The sequence below is a fragment of the uncultured Amnibacterium sp. genome (assembly GCF_964245895.1).
Taxonomy (GTDB): Bacteria; Actinomycetota; Actinomycetes; order Actinomycetales; family Microbacteriaceae; genus Amnibacterium.
Window position 1 is genome coordinate 1 of the sequence record NZ_CAXTOQ010000052.1, and the last position, 19,730, is coordinate 19,730.

Here is a 19,730-nt window from a genome sequence, read left to right on the forward strand (position 1 = left end):
GCGGCGGCCGCCGAGGGCAGGACGACGATCGTGATCGCGCACCGCCTGTCGACGGTCGTCGACGCCGACCAGATCGTGGTGGTCGACGCCGGCCGCGTGGTCGCCGCCGGCCGCCACAGCGAGCTGCTGGAGTCGAGCCCCCTCTACCGCGAGCTCGCCGCGACCCAGCTCCTCGTCTGATCCGTTCGCGGATCCGCACTTCTTTCGCCGTTCCGCAGTTCTTGGGCGACACGCCGGATCCGGGCTCGAGGAAGCGGCGTGGCGGGGAAGAACTGCGGAACGACGAGGTCGCGAGGGCGGAATCGGCCTCTCCACACCCGGGTTCCTGATCGAACTGCCGCCCGTCGCCCGAACGAGGACCGGGGCGGGCGGTCCGTCCGACACGCTGCGGGCCATGACTCGTACGGCCGATCTGATTCCCACGGTCAGGAGGGTGCTGGCAGCGTCGGGCGGGGTGGCGCACCTGCAGCGGTTCCTCGAGGCCGGGATCACCCGGAACCAGGTGTCCCACTTCCTGAAGATCGGGGTGCTCGTGCGTCCCCGCGTCGGCTGGTACGCGGACGCCGCGCTCTCCGAAGACGCCTTCCGAGCCGTGTGCGTCGGCGGGCTCCTGGGCTGCACGTCGGCAGCGGCGAGCTGGGGCATCGTCGTGCCGGAGGGAGCCGGACGCCGGCTGCAGGTGAGTCTCCGGCCCGGCTCCACGCGACTGCGACAGTCGAACGATCCGAAGCGTCGGGCCCGAGCCGGCAGCGATCGAGCGGCGCGATGGCACTGGGAACGATGTGTCCACGCCCGGAGCGGCTGGCGGGTGTCTCCGGTCGACGCGATCCTGCAGATGGCGTCCTGCGTCGACTTCCGCTGGCTCGTGGCTGCGATCGACTCCGCCCGATGTGCTGCGCAGCACGCGGCCCTGATCGACGACGACGACCTCGCACTCCTGCGGCGATCACTTCCCGAGCATCTTCGCGCCGCGGTAAATCGGAGCGATCCGCGCTCGGAGACCTCGGGCGAGACCTTCGTGCGCCTCGAGCTGGAGGATCGACGCATCCCGTTCGAGCCGAACGAGTGGTTGACCAGCGCCTATCGTCCCGACGGGATCGTCGCGGGCTGGTTGCCTGTCGAGATCGACGGGATGGCGACGCACGGGAACCCCGAGGCGCTGGAGCGCGACCACGAGCGGGACGGCACGATCGCGCTCTACACCGTCCCGCCACTGCGGTTCAGCCAGACGAAAGCCGTCCGTGAGACCACGTTCGTCGCGGATTCGATCGAGGCGGTGTGGCGCCGAGGCCGTCCGCCCGGGCTTCGCCGTTCCGCAGAAATCGGCTGACGCGCCGCCTGCGATCGTCCCGACACGGCGTGTCCGTCAGAAACTGCGGAACGGCGAGAGAAGTGCGGATCCGCGGAACTCAGGGGAAGGGGCTCGGGGTCATCGTGTACTTCGTGTCGAGGTACTCGTGGATGCCCTCGAAGCCGCCCTCGCGACCGATCCCGGACTGCTTGACGCCGCCGAACGGCGCCGAGGCGTTCGAGATCACCCCGACGTTGAGGCCCATCATCCCGGTCTGCAGCCGCTCGATCATCCGCTGGCCCCGCGCGAGATCCCTCGTGAACACGTACGACACGAGGCCGAACTCGGTGTCGTTCGCGATGCGCACCGCCTCCGCCTCCTCCGTGAAGCGGACCACGGAGACGACCGGCCCGAAGATCTCGGTCCGCAGGATGTCGCTGCCCGCGTCCACCCGGTCCAGCACGGTCGGCGCGTAGAAGGTCCCGGGTCCGTCGACCGGGCCGCCGCCGAGCCGCACGTCGGCGCCGCGGCCGATCGCGTCCTGCACCAGCTCGTCGGCCTTCGCGACCGCGGCGGCGTTGATCAGCGGCCCGACCTGCACGCCGTCGTCGGTCCCCCGCCCGACCGTCATCGCGGAGACCTTCTCGGTCAGGCGCGAGACGAACTCGTCCGCCACCGCCTCGTGCACGATGAACCGGTTCGCCGCGGTGCACGCCTCGCCCACGTTCCGGAACTTCGCCAGCATCGCCCCGGTCACGGCGGCGTCCAGGTCGGCGTCGTCGAACACCACGAACGGCGCGTTGCCGCCCAGCTCCATGGAGGTGCGCAGCACGTTCTCCGCGGCCTGCGCGATCAGCCGCTTCCCGACCGGGGTCGACCCGGTGAAGCTGAGCTTCCGCAGGCGGCGGTCCGCCAGGATCGGCTCGGTCAGCGCCCCGGCGGAGGTGGTCGGCACGACGTTCAGCACCCCGGCCGGCAGCCCCGCCTCCTGCAGGATGGCGGCGGTGAGCAGCGTCGTGAGCGGCGTCAGCTCGGCCGGCTTCACGACGACGGTGCAGCCCGCCGCGAGAGCCGGCCCGATCTTGCGCGTCGCCATCGCGAGCGGGAAGTTCCAGGGGGTGATGAAGTAGCACGGCCCGACGGGGTGCTGCGAGACGATCGTCCGCCCCGTCCCCTCCGGGTTGATGCCGTAGCGGCCCGAGATCCGCACGGCCTCCTCCGCGAACCAGCGGAAGAACTCGGAGCCGTAGGTCACCTCGCCGGCGGCTTCCGCGAGCGGCTTGCCCATCTCGAGCGTCATCAGCAGGGCCAGGTCGTCCTTGCGGTCCTGGATCAGCTGCCAGGCGGTCCGGAGGATCTCGCCGCGCTTCCGCGGGGCGGTCGCTGCCCACTCCTCCTGCGCGCCGGCCGCCGCGTCGAGCGCGGCGAGGCCGTCCTCGGGCGTCGCGTCGGCGACCGTCGTCAGCACCGCCCCCGTCGCCGGGTCGAGCACGTCGAACCGGCGCCCGCCGGTCGCCTCCCGCCAGGTTCCCCCGACGAGCAGCCCCGTCGGGACGCCGGCCAGCAGCGTCGCTTCGTCCTTCGCGGCCATGATGCCTCCCGTTCGCCGATCCTACGGAGGCGCGGACGGGCGCACGCTCAGACGGTCTCGACGCCGGCCGCGCGCAGCTCCTCGAGCGCGGCGGCGCTCGTCGCCGGCGCGACGCCCGCGATCAGACCGGTGAGCACCCGGACCCGCTCGCCGCTCTCGAGCGCGTCGAGGGCGGAGGCGCGCACGCAGTAGTCGGTCGCGATCCCGACGACGTCGAGGTCGGTGACCCCGCGCTCGCGCAGCACCTCGGCGAGGCTCCTGCCGTCGTCGGTCAGCCCCTCGAACGCCGAGTACGCCGGCTTCCCCTGCCCCTTCCGCACGTGCACGTCGACCGGGCCCGTGTCGAGACCCGGGTGGTAGTCGGCGCCCGGGGTGCCCGCGACGCAGTGCACCGGCCAGGTGCCGGTGAAGTCCGGCGCGGCGGCCGTGGCGAAGTGGCCGCCGTTGTCGTTCCCGCCGTCGTGCCAGTCGCGGGAGGCGGCGACGAGCGCGTACTCGTCGCCGTGCGCCGCGAGGTGCTCGCTGATGCGCCTCGCCACCTCGGCCCCGCCGTCGACGCCGAGCGCGCCGCCCTCCGTGAAGTCGTTCTGGACGTCGACGATCAGCAGGGCGCGGGTCATCCCTTCATCTTTCAGGAGTTCTGGTCGGCCGTCGGCCGACCGGGAGTCCTGGAAGACGGGATCAGGTGTCGGAGAGGCGGTTGCCGCACGACCACACGTCGGCGGTCAGGGTGTCGAGCGCCTGCTTCGCGTTCGCGCTGACGAACGAGTCGCCCAGCGCGTAGAACGCGAACGTGAGCGGTGTCCCGTCCTTCGCGCGGATGATCCCCGCGAGCGTGTAGCCGGTGTCGATCCAGCCGGTCTTCGCCCACACCTTCCCGTCGGCCTTCGACGCGGCGCCGGCGAACCGGTCGCCGTAGGACAGCGAGCCCGTGCGGCCGGCGACCGGCAGGCCGGCGAAGACCGGACCCAGCCCGTCCGACTTGTGCAGCACCTTCACGAACAGCTTCGTCAGGTACGAGGGCGGGATGCGGTTGTCGTCGCTGAGGCCGCTGCCGTCGACGACGCGCACCTTCGCGGGCTCGATCCCGTACTGCCGCAGCGCCGGGACGACGGCCGCGTCGATCGCTGAGAACGTGTTCCCGGTGCCCGCCTCGATCGCGGTCACCCGGGCGAGCGCCTCCGCGATCGTGTTGTCGGAGTAGAGCAGCTCCTGCTGCACCAGCGTGCTCACCGGCTGCGACCGCACGGACGCGAGCACGGAGGCACCTCGCGGGGCGGTGCCGCGCGCGACCTGCACGCCGCCGCCGAAGTACGCCGCGAACGCCGAACCGGCCCGGCCGACGGGGTCGTTCCCGCGCGGGGAGGTGTTCGCGGCCGTGTTCGCGCGGTCGCCGTCCACCATCAGGGCGGTCATCCTCGGCGTCGAGCCGAGCGCGCGCTCCTTGACCGCCCAGGTCGGCTGCCATGTCGGACCGCCGAAGTAGGAGGTGTCGAGCACGATGCGGGTGATCCGCTCGCCCGGGTGCGCCGCCTTCCACGCCCGCTTCACCTTCGCCGCCAGCGTGGACAGGTGCGGCGCGCCCGCGTACGCGGTGGCCGTGCCGGCCGGGGTGCGGGACAGCGTGACGTCGCCACCGCCGACGAGCACGACCTCGCCCGGGCGTGAGCCCTCGACGACCTTCGTGGTCAAGCGGTACCCCGGACCGAGCACCTCCAGCGCGGCCGCCGAGGTGAGGACCTTCATCACGCTGGCCGCCCGGGACGCCTTCGTGCCCTGGCGGTCGAACAGCACCTCACCGGTCCGCGCGTTCACGACGCGGCCCTGGAACGAGCGCAGCCGCGGGTCGCGCGCCGCCGCGGCGACCGAGCAGGTCCGTGCCACGGCCGCCACGGTGCGGGTCGCGGTCGGCGTGGCGGAGGGGGTCGCGGTCCGGGCGGGCAGCGCGATCGCCGTGCCCACGGCGACGGGCGTCGTCGTCGAGACCGGCAGCGGGTCGCCGAGCGCGGTGCCCGCGGCCCAGCCGGCGGCGACGAGGCCGGCCAGCACGAGCGTCGCGGAGGCGGCGAGGGCGGTCCGGCTGCGCATCGGGCCAGGGTAGGGGCCCCGGACGGGGGTGCCGGCGCGGCCCGCCGCGGACGCCGGACACGGCGGCGCGCGCCCGCGGGGGTCCTGGGCCGCGTGCCCGGATCGACTACACTCGTCCGGGCACCGCGCCGCCTTAGCTCAGTCGGTAGAGCGATTCACTCGTAATGAATAGGTCTGGGGTTCGATTCCCCAAGGCGGCTCCAGCACGCAGGCCCGCCCCATCCGGGGCGGGCCTGCTCCGGTTCAGCGGGCGGTCGTCGCGTCCGCGATCTCGCGGAACTCGTCCAGGGCGGCGAGCACGCACTCGCCGAGCGTCGAGGCGCCCTCGGAGGCGGCCCAGCGGCTCCAGCCGTGGCGAGCGACGGTCATGCTCAGCAGCATCACGAAGCCGGCGCGGTCGCGCAGCGTCGACTCGTCCGGCATCCGGCCGGCGCGCAGCTCGTCCGCGCGGAGGCGCTCCGCCACCACCTCGACGATCTGCTCCCGGATCTGCTGCATGAGGGTTGCCTTGTCGCCGAGCAGCCGCGCCTCCCGGTGCATCAGATCGCGGCGGAGGCGGTGCAGCTCGAAGTCCTCCTCGCCGGCGGCGCGGCCGGCGAACAGCACGATCAGATCGGTCAGGGGGTCCCCGACCCCGTCCTCGTAGCGGACGATCTCGTCCGCCGTCAGCTCGGAGGGACCGTGCGGGGTCGCGACCGCCTCCTCCTTCGACGTGAAGTAGTTGAAGAAGGTGCGCGGCGAGACCTGCACCGCCTGCGCGACCTCCTCGACCGTCACGTTGTCGAACCCGCGCTCGAGCGCGAGGCGCAGCAGCGCGACCTGCAGCGCGCGCTTGGTCGCGATGCGCTTCTGCTCCCGCAGGCCGGGTGCCGTGGTGTCGGTCACAGGCTCAATTCTTGCACGGACTGCAAACTTCGCTGGTCATCCGCAGGTGATCGCCTGCGGCACGGTGCCCGACACGAGGAAGCGGTCGACCCGGTCGTTGATGCAGGGGACGCCGTTGCGGTACGCCGTGTGCCCCTCCCCCCGCAGCGTGAGCAGCACCCCGCCGGGCAGCTGGCCGGCGAGGCTCTGCGCCCAGGCGTACGGGGTCGCGGGGTCGCCGGTCGTGCCGAGCACCACGATCGGCGGAACGCCCCGCGCGGTCACCCGCTCGGCCTTCCCCTCCACCGGCACCGGCCAGTTCCCGCAGACCGGGTCGCCCAGGTCCTCGGTGTCGTCCGTGCGCCCCAGCGGATCGGCGGCGGTGAGCGCCTCGCCCTGCCGCCGCAGCTCCGCCGGGTCGGTCGTGACGGGCTTGTCGAGGCAGTTGACCGCGTAGATCGCCTCGAACAGGTTGCTGGTGTACCCCTTCGGGCCGCGCTCGACGTAGCCGTCGGCCAGCTGCTGCATCCCGCCGGGGCGGCCTCGCAGCAGCAGCGCGAAGGCGTCGCTGAGGGTGCGCCACGATCCCTCGTCGTAGAGGGACGCGTCGATCGCGGTGCGCACGACGACGCCGTTCACCTCCCGGCCGTCGGAGGCGCGCATCGGCGAGGCGCGCAGGTCGAGCAGCAGGGTCGCGATGCGGTCGATCGCGCCGTCGACGGTCGAGCCCGCGAAGGGGCAGGAGGAGGACCGCAGGCAGCTCGCGAGGTACGTGCGCAGGGCGTCGCCGAACGCCTTCGTGTTCGCGAGCGCCTCCTCGAAGGTGGTCTTCGACGGGTCGACCGCCCCGTCCAGCACCATCCGCCCCACCCGCGAGCCGAACCGGTCGGCGTAGAGCGCGCCGATGTAGGTGCCGTACGAGAACCCGAAGTAGTCGAGCCGCGCCTCCCCCGTCGCCGCGCGCAGCATGTCGAGGTCGCGGATGGTGTCCGCCGTGCCGACGTGCGCGAGCAGGTCGCCCGTCTCGGCGAGGCAGGCCTTCCCGAAGTCGACCGCGTCGTCGACGACGTCGTCGCGCAGCGCGGTGCTGCCCGCCGGCAGGTCCGGGTCGGAGAACAGGAACTCGTCGAGCGCCTTCGTGCCGTAGCAGTCGACCGGGGTGGAGGAGCCGACCCCGCGCGGGTCCCAGGCGACCAGGTCGTAGTGGTCGAGCAGGTCCTTGTCGAAGAACCGGTCCGCGCTGCTGCGCAGGAAGTCGACGCCGGAGGCGCCGGGCCCGCCGGGGTTGGTGAACAGGGTGCCGATGCGCCGCCCGGAGGCGGGGCGCATCGTGAGGGCGAGCCAGATGCGCTGCCCGCCGGGGGCGTCCCAGTCGAGCGGCGCCCGCGCGGTCGCGCAGCGGAAGCCGCCGCCGCAGTCCTTCCAGACGATCCGCTGCCCGTAGAAGGGCAGCAGCGCGGACGGCGTGCCGTCGGTGTCGGGCGTCGTCGTGGTGTCCGGGGCGGGCAGCAGCCCGCAGCCGGCCAGGGACACCGCGCAGACGACCGCGACCAGGGCCGCGAGCAGCCGCCTCACGCGGGCCTCGACAGCGCCGCGGTGACCAGCATCCCCTCGAGCGCGAGCAGCGGCGGCACGTTGGCCGGCAGCCGGCGCCGGGCGTCCGCGATCGCGTCGAGCACGTGGAGGGTCGCTGCCGGCTCCGTGCGCTGCGCGACCGCGGCGACCTCGGCCGACCACGCCGAGTTCACCGGCGCGAGCCCCGCGCCGAGCTGCGCGAGCAGCACGTCGCGGTACACGGACAGCAGATCGACGAGCACCCGGTCGACGCCGTCCCGCAGGCCGCGGGTCGCGCGGCGCTTCTGGTCCTCCTCCAGCTGCCGCAGCACGCTGCGCAGCTGCGGCGGTACGGTGCCGCCCGGCGCGACGCCCATCGAGGCCAGCGCCTTGCCGCGCTCGGCGTCCTCGCGCTCCTGGGTCAGCGCGACGGAGTCCGCCTTCGCGACCTCGAGCAGGCGGGCGGCCCCGCGGACCGCCTTCGGCACGGTGTCCGCGTCCAGCGCGATGCGGATCGTGTCGTCCCGGCGGGCGCGCGCCTCCTCGTCGGTGGCGAGCCGGTGGGCCATGCCGATATGGCTCTGCGCCTCCTCCGCCGCCCGCAGCGCCAGCGCGGGGTCCACGCCGTCCCGCCGCACGAGCAGGTCCGCGACCTCGCCCGGCTCGGGCACGCGGAGGCGCACCAGCCGCACCCGGGAGCGGATGGTCGGCAGCAGGTCGGCCTCGCTCGGCGCGCAGAGGATCCAGACGGTGCGCTCCGGCGGCTCCTCGAGCGCCTTCAGCAGCACGTTGGAGGTGCGCTCGGTCATCCGGTCGGCGTCCTCGACGACGATCACCCGGTAGTGCGCGACGGAGGGCGAGTACTGGGAGGCGGTGACGAGCCGGCGCACCTCGTCGATGGTGATCGTGACGCGGTCGGAGGCGAGCACCGCGAGGTCGGGATGGGTGCGGGCGTCGACCTGCGCGCGCACCCGGGCGTCCGGGGTGCCGTCCTCGGACAGCAGCGCGGTCGCGAACGCGTACGCGAGGTTCGAGCGGCCGGACCCGGGCGGCCCGGTGATGAGCCAGGCGTGCGTCATCACGCCGACGCCCCCGCCGGCGAGGTGGGCGTCCCGCGCCGCGGCCGCGATCGCCTCGACCGCGGCCGGCTGCCCCACCAGCTCGCCGAACCGCCCTGGTGCGGTCGCCCGCCGATCGCTCACGGCTCGAGCAGCGGCTGCACGGCTCGCCGGATGTCGGCGGCGATGGCCTCCGCGGGCCGGTCGGCGTCGACGACCAGGAAGCGACGGGGCTCCGCGGCGGCGAGGGCGAGGAACGCGTCGCGCACCCGGGAGTGGAACTCGTCCTGCTCCGACTCGAGCCGGTCCTCGGCCGCGCGCCCGCTGCGCCGGTCCCGTGCCGACGCGGGATCGAGGTCGAGCAGCACCGTCAGGTCGGGCAGCAGCCCCTCGGTCGCCCACGTCGACAGCCCGCGGACCTCCTCCGGGTCCAGCACCCTGCCCGCGCCCTGGTAGGCCACCGAGGAGTCGAGGTAGCGGTCCTGGATCACCACGTCGCCGCGCTCGAGCGCCGGCCGCACGACCGATGCGACGTGCTGCGCGCGATCCGCTGCGTACAGGAGGGCCTCCGCGCGGGGGGCGACGTGGTCGCCGTGCAGGACCAGGTCGCGCACGGTCTGCCCCAGCGGCGTGCCGCCGGGCTCGCGGGTGCGCACCACGGTTCGGCCCAGGCCGGTCAGCCAGCGCTCGAGGGCGACCGCCTGCGTCGTCTTGCCCGCCGCGTCGCCGCCCTCGAGCGTCAGGAACACCGCCTAGGCCTTCTTCGTCGCGCGCTTCGTGGTCGTCGCGCGCTTCGCCGGCGCGCGGGACGGCGTCTTCTTCGGGGCGGGCCCCTTGGCGCGCTTGTCGGCGAGCAGCTGCTTCGCCCGCTCGAAGTCGACGGCCTCGACGTCCTCGCCGCGCGGGATCGTCGCGTTCGTCTCGCCGTCCGTGACGTAGGCGCCGAAGCGGCCGTCCTTGATGCGGATCGGCTTGCCGCTCACCGGGTCGGCGTCGAAGTCCTTCAGCGCGCTCGACGCCTTGCGGGCGCCGTACTTCGGCTGCGCGAACAGCTCGAGCGCGGCGGGCAGGTCGACGCTGAAGATGCTGTCCTCGTCGGGCAGCGTGCGGGTGTCGGCGCCCTTCTTCAGGTACGGGCCGTAGCGGCCGTTCTGCGCGGTGATCGGCTCGCTGCTCTCGGGGTCGTCCCCGACCGTCCGCGGCAGGGCCAGCAGCTGCACCGCGGTGTCGAGGTCGACCGAGTCGGGGGACATGGACTTGAACAGCGACGCCGTGCGCGGCTTCTGCGCGTTCTTCCCCTTGGCCTCGTCCTCCGGCAGGATCTCGGTCACGTAGGGGCCGAAGCGGCCGTCCTTCGCGATGATCGTGCGGCCGGTGTCCGGGTGCTGCCCGAGCACGCGGTCCTCCTGGGGCGGAGCGTCGACCAGCTCCCGCGCCTTCGCGGGCGTCAGCTCGTCGGGCGCCAGGTCCGGCGGCAGGTTGATGCGCCGCACGCCGGGCTCGGGCTCGGCGACCGCGCCCGTCTCGGGGTCGACGAGCGGCTCGCCCGGCTCCGCGACCTCGAGGTACGGCCCGTACCGCCCGATGCGGAGCGTGATGCCCTCGCCCACCGGCACCGAGTTGATGCTCTTCGCGTCGATCTCGCCGAGGTTGTCGACGACCGACCGCAGCCCCGGGTGGCCGGTGTCGCCGAAGTAGAAGGCGCGCAGCCAGTCGAGCCGCTCCGCGTCGCCGTCGGCGATGCGGTCGAGGTCGTTCTCCATCTCCGCCGTGAAGTCGTACGCGACGAGCTCCGTGAAGAACTCCTCCAGCAGCCGCACCACGGAGAACGCGATCCAGTTCGGCACCAGCGCGGTGCCGCGCGGCACGACGTAGTTGCGGTCCACGATCGTGGAGAGGATCGACGCGTACGTCGACGGCCTGCCGATGCCCAGCTCCTCGAGCTTCTTGACGAGGCTCGCCTCGGTGTACCGGGCGGGCGGCGACGTGTCGTGGCCGTTCGCCACGGCGTCGGAGGGGGTCAGCGCCTGCCCCTTCGCCAGCTGCGGAAGGCGCTCGTCGCCGTCGTCGGCGTCGGGCTCGTCGTCACGGCCTTCCTCGTACGCGGCGAGGAAGCCGCGCACGGTGATGACGGTGCCGCTGGCGGAGAACTCGGCGACGCGGCCGCCGGCGGTGAGCCCGACGACGACCGTCGCGGTCGAGCCCGTCGCGTCGATCATCTGCGATGCGACGGTGCGCTTCCAGATCAGGTCGTAGAGGCGCTGCTCGGTCGACGTGAGCTTGCCCCGCAGCGAGTCGGGCGTCGGGAAGACCTCGCCGGAGGGGCGGATCGCCTCGTGCGCCTCCTGCGCGTTCTTCGACTTGCCCGTGTAGACGCGGGGCGCGTCGGGCACGGTGTCGGCGCCGTAGAGGGCCCTGGCCTGGGTGCGCGCCGCGTTCGTCGCCTGCTGCGAGAGCGAGGGCGAGTCGGTGCGCATGTAGGTGATGTGCCCGTTCTCGTAGAGGCTCTGCGCGACCGACATGGTCTGCTTCGCGCTGAACCGCAGCTTGCGGGCGGCCTCCTGCTGCAGGGTGCTCGTCGTGAACGGCGCGGCGGGCTTGCTGCGGTAGGGCTTGGAGTCGACGGACACGACGCGCGTGTCGGGCGACTCGGTCTCGATGGCGGTGACGAGGGCGCGGGCGCCGGCCTCGTCGAGGACCACGGAGTCGCCCTTCAGGCGCCCCTTGTCGTCGAAGTCGCGCGTGCCCGTCGCGATCCGCTTGCCGTCGACGCGGCGGAGGCGCGCGGTGAAGGCGTTGCCCTCGGCCGGCGCGAACCGGGCGATCACGTCCCAGTAGGACGCGGAGACGAACGCGAGGCGCTCCCGCTCCCGGTCCACGACGAGCCGGGTCGCTGCGGACTGCACGCGGCCGGCGGACAGGCCGGGGCCGACCTTGCGCCACAGGACCGGGGAGACCTCGTAGCCGTACAGGCGGTCGAGGATGCGGCGGGTCTCCTGCGCGTCGACCAGGGCGGTGTCCAGCTCGCGGGTGTTGTCCCGCGCCTTCGTGATCGCGTCCTTCGTGATCTCGTGGAAGACCATGCGGCGCACGGGCACCTTGGGCTTCAGCACCTCGAGCAGGTGCCACGCGATGGCCTCGCCCTCGCGGTCCTCATCCGTCGCGAGGAAGAGCTCGTCGGCGTCCTTCAGCGCGCGCTTCAGGTCGGCGACCGTCTTCTTCTTCTGGTCGGAGACGACGTAGTAGGGCTCGAAGCCGTTGTCGACGTCGACGGAGAACTTCCCCATCGACCCCTTCTTCAGCTCCGCCGGCAGGTTCTTCGGCTCGATGAGGTCGCGGATGTGCCCGACCGAGGCCTGCACCTCGTAGTCGGGACCCAGGTACTTCGCGATGGTCTTCGCCTTGGCGGGCGACTCGACGATCACGAGCTTCTTCGTTGCGGGCACGGCCACCTCCTTCGCGATCCGCACTGTTCCGATGTGAACACTGCCCCCACACTGCGACCGGCACGCAACGGGCTCGACCCGGGGCCGGTCCCGCACACCATACACACGGCGCCGACGGTGTCCGGTCCGGGGCTGCCGGCCGCTCGCACGGTCACGGCTGCGCGGGAGGAGGTCCCGCGACGGCCACGACCCGCACCGGGATCCCCAGCACGGAGGCCGTCGCCGCCACCCGCACCTTCTGCCCCGACTGCTCGCACGAGGCGAGCCGCGCGCCGTTCGCGGCGGCCACCTCCCCCGCCCGATCGCAGGGGATCCCGGTCGCGGCGCCGAGGGCGACGTCCGCCCCGGCGAGCGCCGCCGCGTCCGCCGCCGCCGCGACGCGACGGCGGGTGTCGAGCACGACGCCGACCGTGGCCAGCAGCACGGCGCACGCCGCGATCGCGGCGACGAGGGCGACGGCGAGCGCGGTGCCCGCGCCCTCCTCCCCGCTCACGGCTCGAGCGCCGCGAGCGCGCAGCCGGTCGCCACCACCGGGACGGCGAGGCCGAGCAGCGGCACGTCGCGGCGCACGGTCACGCACACGGTGCCGGCCGACCGCGTCGCCGCGCCGGCGGTCGCGCCGATCGCGGCGACGGGCGGGGCCGGGTCGTCGCCGCGCGCGGCCAGCCGGGCCGCCTCCGCGGCGGCGTCCACGACGCGGATGCGCTCGGCGCCGACGCGCAGGCCGCCCAGGCAGGCGGCCAGGACCAGCAGCACGGCGGGCACGGCCACCGCGAGCTCCGCGGTGACCGTGCCGGCCTCACTCCGGCATCGCGAGCGCACGCGTCACCAGCGCGAGCAGCAGCCCGCGCACCTCGTCGCTGCGCAGCACCACGACGAGCAGCGCGGCGAAGCCCACCGCGGCGATCGTGGCGATCGCGTACTCCGCCGTCACGGCGCCCTCGTCGCGGTGCTGCCGCACGAGTCGTCCCAGGTCGTCGGTCGTCATCCCGTACCTCTTTCACTGCATCCGGCTCGCGATCGCGAGTCCGCCTCCGGCACGGGCGCGCTCATCCTGCCGCCCGTGGCCGACGGATCACAGCGGCAGGGCTGTGGAGGAGAGGACCGCCAGCCCCACGGGCACCGCGCCGAGCAGCAGGAACGCCGGCAGCACCAGCAGCCCGAGCGGCAGGAGCAGTCGCACGCCGAGCGCCTCCGCGCGGACGCGGGCGTCCGCCATCGCTGCGCGGCGCAGGCGGTCGACCTCGGCGCGCAGCAGCGCGACCACGGGCAGGCCCGCGTCGGCCGCGAACGCCAGCACGGCCTCCAGCGCGTCGTCGATCTCGGGCTCGATCCCAGCCGCATCGAGCGCCTCCTGCGCCAGCCGCCGCGCGGACGGCACCGCGAGCCCCGCGCCGATCGCCGTGGCCACCAGCTCGAGCCGCAGGCCGGTGGTCCAGGACACACGTCGGGCAGCCCGGAGCAGCCGCCGGCTCCACAGTCCCGCGGCGGTGAGCAGCACCGCGCCCGCGAGCAGCAGCAGGGCTCCCGGGCCGCCGAGGAGCACGCCGGGCACGTCGAAGCCGAAGGCCCAGCCGAGCAGCGCCGTGGCCGGCGGGAGCAGCAGCACGAGGCGGGCGCTCGCCGCGGGGCCGGCCATCGAGGTGCTGACCGCGCGCTGCAGCGCCGCCGCACGACGGGCGGCGTCCGCCGCCGTCGCGAACGCGGGACCGAGCGGGGCGCCGCACTCGCCCGCGAGAGCGACGACCGCGCCGCAGCGCCGCCACGCGTCGGGCGCGTGCCGGAACGCGGGGGCGAGCGGCGCACCGCGGCCGGCCGCGTCCGCCGCCGCGGTCGCGACCTCCTGCGCCGCCCCCGACGCGGATCGGGCGAGGTAGCGCCAGGCGCCCGCCTGGGTCGCGCCGGCTCCGACCAGCGCGCCGAGCCGGTCGAGGTCGGCCGCGACGGCATCGGCCTCCGCCGCCGGGTCGCTCCTGCGACGGATCACGGGTCCACGACCGTCAGCGTGCCGTCGTCGCGTGCGGTGAGCAGGCCGATCCGCTCGACCGACCGCCGCCCGTCCCGGCGGCCCAGCTGCACGACGGCGTGGATCGCCGCGAGGGCCTGAGCGCGCAGCGCCTCCGGTGACAGGCCCGCGAGCGCGCCCAGCGCCTCCAGCCGCGCGCCGAGTGCGTCGGGGTCCGCGCAGTGCACGGTGCCGGCACCGCCGTCGTGCCCGGTGTTCAGCGCCCCGAGCAGCTCCGCGATCTCGGCGCCGCGGCACTCCCCGACCACGATGCGGTCCGGCCGCATCCGCAGCGTCTCGCGGACGAGCGCGGCGAGGCCGATGCCGCCGACTCCGTCGCTGTTCGCCTGCCGCGCCTCGAGGCCGACGACGTGCGGGTGGTCGATGACGAGCTCGGCGACGTCCTCCACCGTCACGATCCGCTCCCCGGGCGGCACCTCGGCCATCAGCGCGGCGAGCAGGGACGTCTTGCCGCTGCCGGCCGGTCCGCAGACGAGCACGTTGCGCCGCTCGGCGACCAGGGCCCGCAGCGCGCGAGCCTGGTCCGGCCGCGCGGCGCCCGCCCGCTCGAGCGCGTCGAGCCGCCACGGCCGCTGCCGCGCGATCCGGACCGACACCAGCGGGCCGCCGGTGCTCACCGGCGGCAGCACCGCGTGCACCCGGGCGCCGCCCGGCAGCCGCACGTCGGCGCACGGCACGGCGTCGTCGAGGTGGCGGCCGCCCGCCGCCACGAGGGCCACCGCGAGCCGGCGCGCATCCGCGGCGTCGACCCGCCCGATGGCGTCGACGGTCTCGAGCCCGGCGCCCGCATCGCGCCACAGGCGCCCGTCGCCGTCGAGCAGCAGATCGGTGACCGCGGGGTCCTCGGCGAACGGGGCGAGCACCCCGAGCGCGGGGATCCGCGGAGCCGGAACGAGCACCTCCGGCGGGCCCTGCAGCGGCGGCGCGGACGCCCCCTCGGGACGGACGGCGACGAACGGCATCGCGGCACGCTAGGGCGCGTTCGAGGCGCGAGCGATCGTGCGGGCTGGGGAGGAGCCGATGCGGGACCGGGAGGCGGGTCGGTGGGTCGCGAGGCTCGCGGCGCTCGCACCCCGACCAGCGGGGGCGGGGCGGAAGGGAGAGCAGACGGAGTGCCGGGAGCGGGCGACGCAGTCGCCCGGCTGCAGCGCGAGCGCCCGTTCAGGGCGGTCGCCGCAGCACAGCGCGCGGCCGAAGGCCGCCGCCATGAGCACAGAACAGAGGCGGCACCTATTGGGGGGAACAGGTGCCGCCTCAGCAGCGCCCGACTGGGGGGAATCGACAGCGCCGCAAGCCAAGCTCTTCACTCGACGTCTGCGAGTGTACCCACTTCGAGGTCCGTTGCAAGCGATTCCGGCGCGTGTCGCGCGCGGCGTGTCGCGCGTCGTTCCGGGGATCGCCGTGCGACGCGGCAGCGCCCCTCCCGGTGTCGCGGATCCGGATCGACAAGCCGACACGCCGCCGGCCGAGATGCGCTGCACGGCGTGTCGAGCGGACGATCCGGATCCGCGCAAGGGATCCGGATCCGCGCGGTCACCGGAACTGGGCGATCAGCTCCACCTCGACCGGCGATCCCAGCGGCAGCGCGGCGACGCCGACGGCCGAGCGGGCGTGCTTGCCGTGCTCGCCGAACACGTCGACGAGCAGGTTCGAGGCGCCGTTGATGACGGCGGGCTGCTGGGTGAAGCCGGGGGCGGAGGCGACGAAGCCCGTCACCTTGACGATGTGCACGACGCGGTCGAGCCCGCCGAGCAGGCCGGCGACCGCGGCGAGGGCGTTCAGCGCGGCGACGGCTGCGAGGTCCGCGGCCTCCTCCACCTCCACGTCCGCGCCGAGCAGCCCGGTGCGCGCCAGCCTCCCGTCGACGAACGGCAGCTGGCCGGCGGTGAAGACGAGCTCGCCGGTCGCGATCGCCGGCACGTACGCGCCGGCGGGCGCGGCGACGGCGGGCAGGACGAGCCCCAGCTCGGCGAGCCGGTCGGCGACCGCCATCAGGCGTCGCCCTTCGGACGCTTCAGGTAGGCGACGAGGCCGCCCTCCGGACCGGTGACGATCTGCACGAGCTCCCAGCCCTGCGCACCCCAGGTGTTGAGGATCGCGGTGGTGTTGTGGATCAGCAGCGGCGTCGTGGCGTACTCCCAGACCGGCATGCGTCCTCCTTTTTGGGGGTTGCGGCGGGGCGCCGAGCACTTCTGAGCGCCCGACCTAGCATTCAGCCTATGGCCGCCTCCCCACGCCGCACCGGCTCCGCCCTGCTCGGAATCCTGGGCATCGCCGTGGTCTCCGGCCTCATGCTGACCGCCGGCGTCGCCCCCGCGCTCGCCCTCACGGCGGCCGGCACCGGCACCTCCGGGCTCTTCGCCGGGCTGCCCGAGGACCTGAAGATTCAGAAGTTCCAGCAGAAGACGCAGATCTTCGCGAAGAACGGCAAGAAGGACGTGCTGCTCGCGTCATTCTACAACCAGAACCGCGAGGTCATCGGCTGGGACGACGTGCCGGCGACGGTCAAGAACGCCACCCTCGCGGCCGAGGACACCCGGTACTTCGAGCACGGCGGGGTGGACCCGATGGGCATCCTGCGCGCGGTGGTGTCGAACGTGACGCACGGCGGCGGGCAGGGCGCGTCGACGATCTCGCAGCAGTACGTGAAGAACGTCTGCATCCAGGAGGCGGAGCTGCTGCCGACCCAGCCGCAGGTCGAGGCGGCGTACGCGGAGTGCACCGGCGGCATCCAGCGCAAGCTGCGGGAGGCGCGCAACGCGATCGGGCTGGAGAAGATCTACTCCAAGAAGGAGATCCTGCTCGGCTACCTGAACATCGCGGGCTTCGGCGGCCGGATCTACGGCATCGAGTCCGCCGCGCAGTACTACTTCGGCACCCACGCGAAGGACCTGTCGGTCGCGCAGGCCGCGAGCCTGATGGCGATCGTGAACAACCCGAACTACCTGCGGATCGACGAGAAGGCGAACATCCCGGCGAACAAGCTGCGCCGGGACTACATCCTCGACGTCGAGCTGAAGCAGGGCTGGATCACGAAGGCGCAGCACGACGACGCCATCGCGACCGCGATCAAGCCGAAGATCACGCCGACGACGGCGGGCTGCGCGGGAGCGGGCTCGGCCGCCTACTTCTGCAGCTACGTCGTGAGCGTGGTCAAGAACGACCCGATCTTCGGCAGGACCGCGGCGGAGCGATACACCAAGCTGCAGAGCTCGGGCTGGAAGATCTACACGACGCTCGACGTCGGCCTGCAGAAGAAGGCCAACGTCGCGATGGCGGACAACGTGCCGCGCGTCTCCCCCGCTGGCAGCGATCTCGGCGGCGCCGCCGTCAGCGTGCAGGTCGGGACCGGCCGCATCCTCTCGATGGTGCAGAGCAAGCGGTTCGACGAGACGGACGGCAAGGACACGAAGGGCGCGAACTACACGGCGACCTCGCTGAACTGGAACACCGACTTCGACTACGGCGGCTCCGGAGGGTTCCAGCCGGGCTCGACCTACAAGGCGTTCACCCTGATCGACTGGCTGCAGCACGGGCACGGCCTGAACGAGATCGTCGACGGCACGGGCAAGACCTGGCCGGCGGGCTCCTTCCCGAGCTGCGAGGGCACCAGCGGCCCGTTCCCCGCCGGCAACGACACGGCGAACGAGGGCGGCTACCAGACCGTGATGCAGGGCACCGCCCTCTCGGTGAACGGTGTCTTCGCCTCCATGGCCTCGAAGCTGAACCTCTGCGACATCCGGACCCAGGCGCAGAAGCTGCTCGTGCACCGCGCCGACGGGACGCCGCTGCAGGTCAACCCGTCGTCGATCCTCGGCACCAACGAGGTCGCCCCGCTGACGATGGCGACCGCGTACGCGGGGATCGCGGACAAGGGCAACGTCTGCGCCGCCGTCGCGATCGACAAGATCGTCGACTCCTCGGGCGGCGACGTCGCCATCCCGAAGGCCAAGTGCGAGCAGGGCATCAGCCCGAGCATCGCGGTGGCGACCGGCTACGCCCTCCACGGCGTGCTCACGGGCGGCACCGCCTCCGTCGACCGCGGTGCGACCGGCAGCGCGTGGGGCTTCGCGAAGACCGGCACCACGAACGACGCGAAGTCGACCTGGGTCGTCGGCGGCACCACGAAGGTCGTCACCGCCGTGTGGGTCGGCAACGTGAACGCGCAGAAGACGAACCTGCGCTACGTGTACGGCTGGTCCTCCTGCGGGAAGGCCGCGGACGCGCGCCACTGCGTCTGGAGCGACATCATGGCCGCGAACCAGGCGAAGTACCCGGGCGACACCTCCTGGCCGACCCCGGAGTCGCAGTACCTGTACGGCCAGAAGATCGCGGTGCCGGACGTGTCGGGTCAGGTCTACAAGGACGCGAAGGCGACCCTGCAGAAGGCCGGCTTCCAGGTGAAGAAGGGCGGCTCGACCGCCTCCGACACCGTGCCCGCCGGCTCGGTCGTCTCCTCCGACCCCGCTGCGCAGTCGCAGGTCGTCGGCGGCGCCGTCATCACCCTGACCATCAGCAGCGGTCCGGAGGTGGTGCAGCCCCCCGCACCGGCGACCGGTACGGTGCCGCAGGTGACCGGCATGACGACGATCGACGCGAAGAACACGCTCGCGGCGTCCGGCTACGCCTCCGTGACGGTCGGGCAGGTGCCGAACTCCACCGGCACCGCCTGCACCGTCATCGGCCAGCTGCCGGCGGCCGGGTCGCCGGCGGACCCCGCCACCACGATCGCGCTCGGCGTCCCGAACGATCCGAGCCAGTGCTCGTGACCTCGGCCGTGCGCACCGCGGCCACGGTCGCGGTCGCCGCCGGGGCCGGCGCGGCCGCCTGGGGCGTCGCGGTCGAGCGGCGGCTGTTCACCCTGCGCCGCGTCACCGTGTCGGTGCTGCCCGCGGGGTCGCCCGATCTGAAGGTGCTGCACCTCTCCGACCTGCACATGGCGCCGTGGCAGCGGCGGAAGCAGCGGTTCGTGCGCGAGCTCGCCGACCTGCAGCCGGACCTCGTCGTCAGCACCGGCGACAACCTGGGGCACCGCATCGGCCTGCTCGGCCTGAAGGCCGCGCTCGAGCCGTTCCGGGGCGTACCGGGCGTCTACGTCTGGGGCTCCAACGACTACTGGGCGCCGCAGATGAAGAACCCGTTCCAGTACTTCGGGGGCCCGTCGAGCGGCGGCGCCAGCGAGCCGGAGCGCCTCGACACCGATGCGCTCGGCGCCCACCTTGACTCGCTCGGCTGGACCTCCCTGAACAACCGCACGGCGCGGGTGGAGGTGCGTGGGGTCCCGATCGACTGCCTCGGCACCGACGACCCGCACCGCGGGTACGACGACCTGCCGGCGCTCATCCCGGGCCTCCGGCGCCTCCGGGCCCGGAAGACGAAGGCGGCGTTCACCCTGGGCGTCACGCACGCGCCCTACCGGCGGATCCTCGACGCGTTCGTGGACCGCGGCGCGGACCTGCTGCTCGCCGGGCACACCCACGGCGGCCAGGTGTGCGTGCCGGGCTTCGGCGCGCTCGTCACGAACTGCGACATCCCCTGCGACCAGGTGAAGGGCGTCTCGCCGTGGTCCCACGACGGCCGCATCGCGACGCTCGAGGTCTCAGCCGGGCTCGGCACGTCGATCTACGCGCCGGTCCGCTTCGCCTGCCGGCCGGAGGCGACGCTGCTGACGCTCACCGCGTCCTGATCACCGGCGACCGCGCCTCCCCGCGTCCGCTATCCTTGACCAGCCCGCTCGCGGGCACCGGGATATAGCGCAGCTTGGTAGCGCGCCTCGTTCGGGACGAGGAGGTCGTGGGTTCGAATCCCGCTA

Annotated in this window: 19 protein-coding genes and 1 tRNA gene; 5 read left to right on the forward strand and 15 right to left on the reverse strand. The window is 73.6% G+C overall.

All coding sequences use genetic code 11. From position 1 onward, the window contains the following. The coding region (locus tag ACFE60_RS09200) for a hypothetical protein (protein ID WP_375388555.1) at positions 1-180 on the forward strand (180 nt) is incomplete at its 5' end. A gap of 346 nt (positions 181-526) precedes the next feature. Beyond that, entirely contained in the window at positions 527-1,330 is an 804-nt protein-coding gene (locus ACFE60_RS09205) for a hypothetical protein (protein WP_375388556.1), read from the forward strand. Between the two features lie 79 nt (positions 1,331-1,409). Here the strand turns inward: ACFE60_RS09205 and ACFE60_RS09210 are convergent, their stop codons facing one another. The 3 genes from ACFE60_RS09210 to ACFE60_RS09220 all read right to left on the reverse strand — a co-directional run bounded on the left by ACFE60_RS09210 (position 1,410) and on the right by ACFE60_RS09220 (position 4,970). Continuing rightward, positions 1,410-2,882 (reverse strand): NAD-dependent succinate-semialdehyde dehydrogenase, encoded by a 1,473-nt coding sequence (locus ACFE60_RS09210; RefSeq protein WP_375388557.1) that lies wholly within the window; start codon positions 2,880-2,882, stop codon positions 1,410-1,412. Between the two features lie 47 nt (positions 2,883-2,929). Then, complete coding sequence (locus ACFE60_RS09215) at positions 2,930-3,502, reverse strand: isochorismatase family protein (RefSeq protein WP_375388558.1); 573 nt, start codon at positions 3,500-3,502, stop codon at positions 2,930-2,932. A gap of 61 nt (positions 3,503-3,563) precedes the next feature. After that, positions 3,564-4,970 carry a D-alanyl-D-alanine carboxypeptidase/D-alanyl-D-alanine-endopeptidase gene (locus tag ACFE60_RS09220; RefSeq protein WP_375388559.1) on the reverse strand — a complete coding sequence of 469 codons (1,407 nt, stop codon included), beginning with the start codon at positions 4,968-4,970 and terminating at the stop codon, positions 3,564-3,566. A gap of 127 nt (positions 4,971-5,097) precedes the next feature. Between ACFE60_RS09220 and ACFE60_RS09225 the strand changes: the two genes are divergently transcribed. Next, positions 5,098-5,173, forward strand: a tRNA-Thr gene (locus ACFE60_RS09225). Between the two features lie 40 nt (positions 5,174-5,213). Here the strand turns inward: ACFE60_RS09225 and ACFE60_RS09230 are convergent. The 12 genes from ACFE60_RS09230 to ACFE60_RS09285 form a co-directional block, all read right to left on the reverse strand. Beyond that, entirely contained in the window at positions 5,214-5,855 is a 642-nt protein-coding gene (locus ACFE60_RS09230; RefSeq protein ID WP_375388560.1) for a TetR/AcrR family transcriptional regulator, read from the reverse strand. 36 nt (positions 5,856-5,891) lie between these two features. Continuing rightward, positions 5,892-7,409, reverse strand: a complete 1,518-nt coding sequence (locus ACFE60_RS09235; protein ID WP_375388561.1) for an alpha/beta hydrolase — start codon at positions 7,407-7,409, stop codon at positions 5,892-5,894. Next, positions 7,406-8,590 carry a DNA polymerase III subunit delta' gene (locus ACFE60_RS09240; RefSeq protein ID WP_375388562.1) on the reverse strand — a complete coding sequence of 395 codons (1,185 nt, stop codon included), beginning with the start codon at positions 8,588-8,590 and terminating at the stop codon, positions 7,406-7,408. The genes ACFE60_RS09235 and ACFE60_RS09240 overlap by 4 nt, the downstream gene beginning before the upstream one ends. After that, entirely contained in the window at positions 8,587-9,195 is a 609-nt protein-coding gene (tmk, locus tag ACFE60_RS09245) for a dTMP kinase (RefSeq protein ID WP_375388563.1), read from the reverse strand. The genes ACFE60_RS09240 and tmk overlap by 4 nt, the downstream gene beginning before the upstream one ends. Before the next feature lie 3 nt (positions 9,196-9,198). Further along, entirely contained in the window at positions 9,199-11,892 is a 2,694-nt protein-coding gene (topA, locus tag ACFE60_RS09250) for a type I DNA topoisomerase (RefSeq protein WP_375388564.1), read from the reverse strand. 151 nt (positions 11,893-12,043) lie between these two features. Next, a complete protein-coding gene (locus ACFE60_RS09255) occupies positions 12,044-12,385 on the reverse strand; it encodes an Rv3654c family TadE-like protein (RefSeq protein WP_375388565.1) in 342 nt (113 codons plus the stop codon). Next, a complete protein-coding gene (locus tag ACFE60_RS09260; protein WP_375388566.1) occupies positions 12,382-12,714 on the reverse strand; it encodes a TadE family type IV pilus minor pilin in 333 nt (110 codons plus the stop codon). The genes ACFE60_RS09255 and ACFE60_RS09260 overlap by 4 nt, the downstream gene beginning before the upstream one ends. Further along, positions 12,692-12,880, reverse strand: coding sequence for a DUF4244 domain-containing protein (locus tag ACFE60_RS09265; protein ID WP_375388567.1), 189 nt, complete (start codon positions 12,878-12,880; stop codon positions 12,692-12,694). The genes ACFE60_RS09260 and ACFE60_RS09265 overlap by 23 nt, the downstream gene beginning before the upstream one ends. Positions 12,881-12,967: 87 nt before the next feature. After that, positions 12,968-13,879 carry a type II secretion system F family protein gene (locus tag ACFE60_RS09270; protein ID WP_375388568.1) on the reverse strand — a complete coding sequence of 304 codons (912 nt, stop codon included), beginning with the start codon at positions 13,877-13,879 and terminating at the stop codon, positions 12,968-12,970. Continuing rightward, the gene (locus tag ACFE60_RS09275) at positions 13,876-14,880 is read right to left on the reverse strand and encodes a CpaF family protein (protein ID WP_375388569.1); all 1,005 of its coding nucleotides are present in this window, start codon (positions 14,878-14,880) and stop codon (positions 13,876-13,878) included. Before ACFE60_RS09275 ends, ACFE60_RS09270 begins: the two co-directional genes overlap by 4 nt. Before the next feature lie 571 nt (positions 14,881-15,451). Further along, on the reverse strand, positions 15,452-15,910 hold the full coding sequence (locus ACFE60_RS09280; protein WP_375388570.1) for a RidA family protein: 459 nt from the start codon (positions 15,908-15,910) through the stop codon (positions 15,452-15,454). After that, on the reverse strand, positions 15,910-16,068 hold the full coding sequence (locus ACFE60_RS09285) for a hypothetical protein (RefSeq protein WP_375388571.1): 159 nt from the start codon (positions 16,066-16,068) through the stop codon (positions 15,910-15,912). The genes ACFE60_RS09280 and ACFE60_RS09285 overlap by 1 nt, the downstream gene beginning before the upstream one ends. Positions 16,069-16,137: 69 nt before the next feature. On the opposite strand from ACFE60_RS09285, the gene ACFE60_RS09290 reads away from it, so the two are divergent. Continuing rightward, positions 16,138-18,687: a transglycosylase domain-containing protein gene (locus ACFE60_RS09290; RefSeq protein WP_375388572.1), complete on the forward strand. Its 2,550-nt coding sequence runs from the start codon at positions 16,138-16,140 to the stop codon at positions 18,685-18,687. Continuing rightward, positions 18,684-19,604 (forward strand): metallophosphoesterase, encoded by a 921-nt coding sequence (locus ACFE60_RS09295; protein WP_375388573.1) that lies wholly within the window; start codon positions 18,684-18,686, stop codon positions 19,602-19,604. Before ACFE60_RS09290 ends, ACFE60_RS09295 begins: the two co-directional genes overlap by 4 nt. Positions 19,605-19,730: the final 126 nt, after the last annotated feature.

Coding starts and splice junctions, on each gene's coding strand:
- ACFE60_RS09210 (WP_375388557.1), bottom strand. CDS start 2,882: ATGGCCGCGAAGGACGAAGCGACGCTGCTGGCCGGCGTCCCGACGGGG.
- ACFE60_RS09215 (WP_375388558.1), bottom strand. CDS start 3,502: ATGACCCGCGCCCTGCTGATCGTCGACGTCCAGAACGACTTCACGGAG.
- ACFE60_RS09220 (WP_375388559.1), bottom strand. CDS start 4,970: ATGCGCAGCCGGACCGCCCTCGCCGCCTCCGCGACGCTCGTGCTGGCC.
- ACFE60_RS09265 (WP_375388567.1), bottom strand. CDS start 12,880: ATGACGACCGACGACCTGGGACGACTCGTGCGGCAGCACCGCGACGAG.
- ACFE60_RS09275 (WP_375388569.1), bottom strand. CDS start 14,880: ATGCCGTTCGTCGCCGTCCGTCCCGAGGGGGCGTCCGCGCCGCCGCTG.
- ACFE60_RS09280 (WP_375388570.1), bottom strand. CDS start 15,910: ATGGCGGTCGCCGACCGGCTCGCCGAGCTGGGGCTCGTCCTGCCCGCC.
- ACFE60_RS09285 (WP_375388571.1), bottom strand. CDS start 16,068: ATGCCGGTCTGGGAGTACGCCACGACGCCGCTGCTGATCCACAACACC.
- ACFE60_RS09290 (WP_375388572.1), top strand. CDS start 16,138: ATGGCCGCCTCCCCACGCCGCACCGGCTCCGCCCTGCTCGGAATCCTG.